We start from the raw sequence: 7,757 nt of genomic DNA on the forward strand, positions 1-7,757 counted from the left end.
TTGGTATGTGCGCAGAATCTCCACACCACTGCCGCGAAGCGAGCGCCCATCGGGAGGACGCCGTGCTCAGCACCATGCAGGACGTACCGCTGACCGTGACCCGCATCCTGCACCACGGGATGACGATCCACGGCAAGTCTCAGATCACCACCTGGACCGGCGGACCGGAGCCGCAGCGGCGCAGCTTCGCCGAGGCCGGTGCCCGGGCCACGCAGCTGGCCAACGCCCTGCGCGACGAGTTGGGCGTCACCGGCGACGACCGGGTGGCGACCCTCATGTGGAACAACAGCGAGCACGTCGAGGCGTACCTCGCGATCCCCTCCATGGGCGCCGTCCTGCACACGCTCAACCTGCGTCTCCCGGCCGAGCAGCTGATATGGATCGTCAACCACGCGGCCGACAAGGTCGTCCTGGTCAACGGCAGCCTCCTCCCCCTCCTGGCGCCGCTCCTGCCGCACCTGCCGACCATCGAGCACGTGGTCGTCTCCGGCGCCGGCGACCGCTCCGTCCTGGAGGGCGCGGCGCCCCGCGTCCACGACTACGACGAACTGATCGCCGGCCGGCCCACCACCTACGACTGGCCCGAGCTGGACGAGCGCCAGGCCGCCGCCATGTGCTACACCTCCGGCACCACGGGCGACCCCAAGGGCGTCGTCTACTCCCACCGCTCGATCTACCTGCACTCGATGCAGGTCAACATGGCCGAGTCCATGGGCCTGACCGACCGCGACACGACCCTCGTCGTCGTCCCGCAGTTCCACGTCAACGCCTGGGGCCTGCCGCACGCCACCTTCATGACCGGCGTGAACATGCTGATGCCGGACCGGTTCCTCCAGCCGGCCCCGCTCGCCGAGATGATCGAGAAGGAGCGGCCGACGCACGCCGCCGCCGTGCCGACCATCTGGCAGGGCCTGCTCGCCGAGGTCACCGCCAACCCGCGGGACCTCACGTCCATGGCCTCCGTCACCATCGGCGGCGCCGCCTGTCCGCCCTCCCTCATGGAGGCGTACGACAAGCTCGGCGTCCGCCTCTGCCACGCCTGGGGCATGACGGAGACGTCCCCCCTCGGCACGATGTCCCTCCCGCCCGCCGGGCTGACCGCCGAGGAGGAGTGGCCGTACCGGATCACGCAGGGCCGCTTCCCGGCCGGCGTCGAGGCCCGCCTCGTCGGACCGGGCGGCGACATCCTGCCGTGGGACGGCGAGTCTGCCGGCGAGCTGGAGGTCCGCGGCCCGTGGATCGCCGGCGCCTACTACGGCGGCTCGTCCGGCGAACCGCTGCGGCCGGCGGACAAGTTCAGCTCGGACGGCTGGCTCAAGACGGGTGACGTCGGCATCATCAGCCAGGACGGCTTCCTCACCCTCACCGACCGGGCGAAGGACGTCATCAAGTCGGGCGGTGAGTGGATCTCGTCGGTCGAGCTGGAGAACGCCCTGATGGGACACCCGGCCGTCGCCGAGGCCGCTGTCGTGGCCGTCCCCGACGACCGGTGGGGCGAGCGCCCGCTCGCGACGGTGGTCCTCAAGGAGGGCGCGGAGACGGACTACGAGGCGCTGCGGACCTTCCTCGCGGAGGCGGGCATCGCGCGGTGGCAGCTGCCCGAGCGCTGGGCGATCATCCCGGCGGTGCCGAAGACCAGCGTCGGCAAGTTCGACAAGAAGGTGATCCGCAAGCAGTACGCGGAGGGCGAGCTGGACGTCACGCGGCTCTGACCCGGCCGCGCGGGCCGGACGGCGAGCGCTGAGAAAGTCGAGGAGGGGGGTGGGGGCCGCTGTCGGCTCCCACCCCCCTCCGCCGCGTGCGATCCGCCTCGCCCGGGCTCCGTGCCGGTGCCGGTCAGTTGGTGCCGATCTTCGCCAGGAGATCGACGATCCGCGACTGCACCTCGGCGCTCGTCGACCGCTCGGCCAGGAACAGCACCGTCTCGCCGGACGCCAGCTTCGGCAGCTCCGCCGCGTCCAGCCCCGCCGAGGTGTACACCACCAGCGGCGTGCGGTTCAGGTGGCCGTTGGCGCGCAGCCAGTCGATGATCCCGGCCCGCCTGCGCCGTACCTGCATCAGGTCCATGACGACGAGGTTCGGCCGCAGGCGGGTGGCGAGCGCGACCGCGTCGGTGTCCGCGGCGGCCCGCTGCACCTGCATGCCGCGCCGCTCCAGGGCCGTCGCCAGCGCCTGCGCGATCTCGTCCTGCTCCTCGATCAGCAGGACCCGCGACGGGTGCTGCTCGCTGTCGCGCGGTGCCAGCGCCTTGAGCAGTACGGCCGGGTCGGCGCCGTACGCCGCCTCCCGCGTCGCCTGCCCGAGTCCGGCCGCCAGCAGGACCGGCACCTCGGCGGCGACGGCCGCCTGGCGCAGCGACTGCAGGGCCGTCCGCGTGATCGGCCCGGTCAGCGGATCGACGAACAGCGCCGCCGGGAACGCCGCGATCTGCGCGTCCACCTCCTCGCGGGAGTGCACGATCACCGGCCGGTACCCGCGGTCGCTCAGCGCCTGCTGCGTGGCGACGTCCGGCGCCGGCCACACGAGGAGGCGGCGGGGGTTGTCCAGCGGCTCGGGCGGCAGCTCGTCGTCGACGGGGCGCGGCTGCGGCTGGTTGGCGACCTCGACGGCGCCACCGGGGCCGTCGAGCGGTTCGGGGCCCTCGGCCGCGCCCTCGTCGGGTGCCCCTATCTCGTACGCGCGCCCCTCCGCGGCCGGCGCGGCGAGACGCTGCTGGGCCGGGGACTGCGGGGCCGGCGACGGTGCCGTGGGCTGCTGCGCGGGGGGCGCCACCGGAGCGGCCGCGTCCGCCGCGGGCTGCGGGTCGACCTCCGGGGGCGTGGCCAGCTTGCGGCGCCGCCCGGAACCGGTCCCCTGCGCGGGCGTCTGGGGCTGGGCGACGGCCGGGGGTTGCGCGGCGGCCGGAGGCTGGGCGAACGGCACGCCCTGGCCGAGGGTGCGGACGCTGAACGCCCGGCCCTGGGTCGAGTTGGTCGCGTCCCCGGGGGGCGCGACGGGCGTACCGGCGGCGGGCGTACCGGGCGCGGGAGTGCCGGCGGCGGGGGTGGTGGCGGGGCCGGGGGCCACGGCGCGGCGGCGCCCGGTCGGGGCCTGCGGTACGGCTCCGGCGTCACCGGCCGCGGCGGGGGCCCCGGGCGGTACGGCGGGAGCCGCGGGGGCGGGCGGTACGGCGGCCCCGGCGGGGAGGGGCTCGGCGGCCGGCGCTACCGCGTCGGCACCCACCCCGACGCCGCCAACCGGCGGAACGACTCCGTCCGGCGGAACGACTCCGCCCGGCGGGACGAGTCCCCCGGGGGGTACGACTCCGCCCGGCGGGACGGCGGTGGGGGCGGGCGCGAGCGGGGTGCCGGGCGCGGGGGTGGCGCCCGGGGGGATCGGCAGGGGGTGCGGCTGAGGTGGCGTGTGGTCGGCGCCCGGCAGCGACCTAACGGCGTCGTGACGCCCTTCATCGACCGGTGCGACCGGTGCGCCCGGCCGTGTGCGCGCCCCCGGCATCGCCTGGGCCCCCGGCGGCAGCGGCTGCGCCTGCGCCCGGTCCTGCCCCGGTGCGTGCGGCCGGGCGTGCCCCTGGTCCTGTCCCGGTGCGTGCGGCTGGACGCGGTCCGCCTCGGCGGGCGGCAGGGCGAACGCGGAACGGGCCGCCCCCTCGGGCGCCGCCGCGCGGTCCTGGCCCGCGGCGAGCGCGCGCCGCGCCCGCCGCCCGGCCGGCGCGACCCCGGTACCCGGCGCGACCCCGGTACCCGGTACGGGCCCGGCCGGCAGCGCCGGAACGCCGCCGCCCTGCTCCGCGGGGTCCCGCCGCGGCCGATGCCCGCCCATTGGTACGGCCTCGCCCGTCGGGGCGACGCCCTGCGGCGGGACGGTGTCGCCGAGCGCGGCCGGACGCGCCTGCGCCGACTCGGCGGCCGTGACGACCGACCCCTCGGCGGGCGGGAGGGCCGGGGCGGCGGAGGGCGCGGCGGACTCGGCGGGGCTGGGCCGCCCGCGACGGCGTCCGGTCGGCTCCGCGGCGCCCGCGTCCTGGGCGGGGATCAGCTGCTGTTCTCCCGTGCCGTCCCCGGCGCCCGGCCCGGGGGCGGCACGGCGGCGTCCGGTGGGTCCGGCCGCCACGGGGTCCTCAGCGCGTACCGGGCTGTCGAGGAAGGCGTCCGTCGAGGCGCGCCGCGCCCGCCGCCGCCCGATCCCGCCGGTGCCCTGCGCGGGGACGACGGCCGCGGCGGCCTCCGGCACGGCCACGGCCCCGGCACCGCCCCCCACACCGGCGGTCGACACGCCCCCGGCTGACCCGCCCGCACCTGACGGGCCTGACGCGTCCCCGGCCGCCTCCGCACCGGCCGACGCGGCGTCCGCACGCTCCACCGTGGGAACGGCTCCGCCGCCCTCGCCGAGCGGCACCTCCAGTACGTACGCGCCACCGGCCGTCCCGGGCACGTCATGGGTCTGCAGGACGCCGCCGTGCGCGCGGACGACGCCGCGCACGATCGGCTCGTGGACCGGGTCGCCGCCCGCGTACGGGCCGCGCACCTCGATGCGGACGACGTCGCCGCGCTGCGCCGCGGCCACCACGATGGTCGAGTCGGCGTACCCGCCGTCGGCCACCACCCGCGCCTTGCCCGTGGAGTCGACTCCGGCGACGTCCGCGACCAGGTGGGCGAGCGCGGTCGACAGCCGTACGCCGTCCACCTCCGCCTCGATCGGCGGCGCGTGCACGGCGAACTGCACCCGCCCGGGGCCGATCAGCTCGACCGCGCCCTCGATGCCGCTCGCGACGACCGCGTCGAGCAGCACCAGCTCCTTGCGCAGTTCCTCCGCGCCGACGTCGAGCCGCTGGAAGCCGAGGACGTTGTCGACGAGGGTGGTCATCCGGGCGTACCCGGCGGCCAGGTGGTGCAGGATCTGGTTGGCCTCGGGCCACAGCTGCCCGGCCGGGTCCGCGGCGAGCGTGCCGAGTTCGCGGCGCAGTTCCAGCAACGGCCCGCGCAGCGAGTCGCCGAGCACGGCCGTCAGCTGGGCGTGCCGCGCGGTGAGCCGCTCGTGCCGCCGGTCGGCCTCGGCGAGCCGCTCCTCCAGCGCCGCGACCTCCGCCGCGTGCCGCTCGGCGAGCGAGGCGGCCTCCGTCTCGTGCTTCTCCGCGAGGGCCGCCAGCTCGGCGGCGTGCTCCTCGGTGAGCTGCTCGTACGGCCGCCGGTCGGCGAAGGTCATCACGGCCCCGACGAGCTGGTCCCCGTCGCGCACGGGCGCGGTCGTCAGGTCCACCGGCACGGAGGACCCGTCCTTCGCCCAGACGACCTGCCCCCGCACACGGTGCTTGCGTCCGGACCGCAGCGTGTCGGCGAGCGGCGACTCGTCGTACGGGAAGGGCTCCCCGTCGGCGCGGGAGTGGAGCATCAGCGGGTGCAGCTCGCGGCCGCCCAGATCGCTGGCGCGCCATCCGAGGATCTGCGCGGCGGCGGGGTTGACCAGGACGATGCGGCCGTCCGTGTCCGTGCCGACCACGCCCTCCGACGCGGCACGCAGGATCATCTCGGTCTGCCGCTGCGAGCGGGCGAGCTCGGCCTCGGTGTCCAGCGCCCCGGACAGGTCACGGACGACGATCATCAGCAGTTCGTCGCCGCTGTAGCCGCCGCCGTACGCGTCGTACGCCTCGCGGCTGTCCTCCAGGCCGGCGCTGGTGACCTCGACGGGGAACTCGTCTCCGTCCGTCCGGCGGGCCACCATGCGCGTGGGCTTCGTCCGCCCGAGCGGATCGGCTGCTTCCGGCCGCCGCATGGAGCCGGGGATGAGCCGGGAGTCGAAGGACGGGAGGAGGTCCAGCAGGCCCCGGCCGACGAGCGCCGTCCCGGGCGTCTCGAACATCTCCAGGGCGATGGTGTTGGCGTTGACGACCGTGCCGTTGGTGTTGACGAGGACGAGCCCGTCCGGCAAGGCGTCGAGTATGGCTGCGAGGCGAGCAGCGCCTCGGGATGGCCTGCTGCTCACGACGACGCTTCCTCCCACTGACCTACTGCCGCTTACGGGAGGGAGTCTAAGGGCTGGGGGTGTACGCGCGACGGCGGATGAGGGGGAGCTCTGGGCGAGGTTGTGTGCGCGCGGCGTACGCCCCCGGCCTGTTCGACCTGGTGAGCGCGGTGTGGCGTTACGACCGCGCCTGCGGCAGGACCGGCTGCATGTTCTCCCAGCGGGCGATCTCGCAGCCGTTGGTCCGGGCGAACGCGGCCTCCACCGGCCGGCCGTGCCAGGTGCCCTCGATCCGGGCCGTGGCGGGGCCCCCGTGCTGCTGGGTGCACATCCGGTCCTGCGGTACGGGGCTGAACGGGTCGCGGCCGTCCTTCGACAGCTCCGCCAGCCGTTCGCAGGCGCGCTGGGCGCGCGGGTGGGTGCCGGTACCCCGGTCACCGTCGCACTCCAGCTTGAACGTGCCGTCCGCCGTCGGGTTGCCCGACCGCTCGACGGTGATCGTCAGCGAGTCGGAGGCGCCGAGCAGCGGCGGCAGCGGGAACAGCGGCGCGGCCACGGCGGCGGGGGCGGCGACACCGAGGGCGGCGAGGGAGGCGGCGGAGGTGAGGACGAGACGGCGCAGCATGCGTACTCCAGGACGCTCGGGAACCATGAGGGGCACCGGTGGGGCCCGGCCCCACCCCTCTAACGCTGCACTCCCCGCCGCGTTGCGCAACCGTAAGCCTTTGCCCTGCGCCCCGGACGCCTAGTACCGTTGTCACCGATTGGTGGCGCGGCCCTGGGCTGTGTCATCATCTGCACGCACCTCACGCGCGAGCACGGGTGCACTGGAGGCGTCGCCTAGTCCGGTCTATGGCGCCGCACTGCTAATGCGGTTTGGGTCTTAAAGCCCATCGAGGGTTCAAATCCCTCCGCCTCCGCCCCAAGGAAGCCCCGGCCCCACGGCCGGGGCTTCCGCCGTTCCCGGCCCGGCCGTGCTCTGCCTCGCCCTGCCCCCACCACCCCCGCCCAGGCACCCCGCCGGACGCCTCCTGGTGGGTGATTTGCCCAGCTCAGGGGCGGTTTGCCTAATGGATTTCGCGTCCCGGCGCAGGTCATGTAATGTTGTTCCCGCAACGCCGACCGGGCCGAAAAGCCCGGGAGGAAAGCCAGGGAGTAAGATCGCTGGCAGGCACTCGTAGCTTAACGGATAGAGCATCTGACTACGGATCAGAAGGTTGCAGGTTCGAATCCTGCCGAGTGCACAGCAGCTGAGAGGCCCGGACAAAAGTCCGGGCCTCTTGCGTTACCGGGGTGTGCACCTCCGGATCATCGCGATCCGCGAGTGCCGCAGGGTGCGCTGAGCCGGTCACCGAGCGCACCGAGCGTGACGCACCCACCCTCAGAGCGCCCAAGCCGGCAGCTCAGACACCGTGACCGCCTCCGCAGAGGTCGCCTCGGCTTGCTCCGGGACCGGGACCGGCACCGGCAGCGTGGCCGGGGCCGGCGGAGCGCAATGAGGCGCAGGCCGCGCCCCGTCCGATCCATGGGCTCGCCATCTGGGCTGCTGGCTGGCTTCGGCCAAGGCACGCGGAAGAGGGTCAGTAGAGGATCACCCTCCAGCGCTACCCACCGGTGCCAGTCGCCGCCCGGTCCCCGGAGCGACACACGGTCGTCCTCCAGGCGGCAGACGGTCGGGGCCCCGCGGACGTCGACCGGCTGCCGACGGCGGAGATCGCGCGGCTGATGAACGCCGAGGACGCCACGGTCGCGGGCGCCGTGGCCGAGCAGGTGCCGGCGATCGCCGGCACCTGCTCGGC

3 protein-coding genes, 2 tRNA genes and 1 pseudogene are annotated in these 7,757 nt (G+C 75.2%); 4 read left to right on the forward strand and 2 right to left on the reverse strand.

The window, feature by feature from the left end:
- The first annotated feature begins 62 nt into the window (after nucleotides 1-62).
- Complete coding sequence (locus LPA54_RS11090) at nucleotides 63-1,712, forward strand: long-chain fatty acid--CoA ligase (protein ID WP_228976348.1); 1,650 nt, start codon at nucleotides 63-65, stop codon at nucleotides 1,710-1,712.
- 124 nt (nucleotides 1,713-1,836) lie between these two features.
- Here the strand turns inward: LPA54_RS11090 and LPA54_RS11095 are convergent, their stop codons facing one another.
- Together LPA54_RS11095 and LPA54_RS11100 are read right to left on the reverse strand one after the other, a co-directional pair.
- Nucleotides 1,837-5,979: a PAS domain-containing protein gene (locus LPA54_RS11095; RefSeq protein WP_228976349.1), complete on the reverse strand. Its 4,143-nt coding sequence runs from the start codon at nucleotides 5,977-5,979 to the stop codon at nucleotides 1,837-1,839.
- A 157-nt stretch (nucleotides 5,980-6,136) separates the two neighbouring features.
- Nucleotides 6,137-6,583: an SSI family serine proteinase inhibitor gene (locus LPA54_RS11100; protein WP_228976351.1), complete on the reverse strand. Its 447-nt coding sequence runs from the start codon at nucleotides 6,581-6,583 to the stop codon at nucleotides 6,137-6,139.
- Nucleotides 6,584-6,787: 204 nt separating this feature from the next.
- Here LPA54_RS11100 and LPA54_RS11105 point away from each other — a divergent pair.
- From LPA54_RS11105 to LPA54_RS42850, 3 genes and pseudogenes are all read left to right on the forward strand, one after another.
- Nucleotides 6,788-6,878: transfer RNA gene (locus tag LPA54_RS11105), tRNA-Ser, on the forward strand.
- 251 nt (nucleotides 6,879-7,129) lie between these two features.
- Nucleotides 7,130-7,202: transfer RNA gene (locus LPA54_RS11110), tRNA-Arg, on the forward strand.
- A gap of 370 nt (nucleotides 7,203-7,572) precedes the next feature.
- Nucleotides 7,573-7,757 (forward strand): annotated as a pseudogene (locus tag LPA54_RS42850) (hypothetical protein); the annotation flags it as partial.

Origin of the sequence: Streptomyces sp. DH12 (assembly GCF_020873895.1) — a bacterium.
Classification (GTDB): Bacteria; Actinomycetota; Actinomycetes; order Streptomycetales; family Streptomycetaceae; genus Streptomyces.

Excerpts from the sequence above, each read along its gene's own strand:
- LPA54_RS11100 (WP_228976351.1), bottom strand. The coding sequence starts at position 6,583 with ATGCTGCGCCGTCTCGTCCTCACCTCCGCCGCCTCCCTCGCCGCCCTC.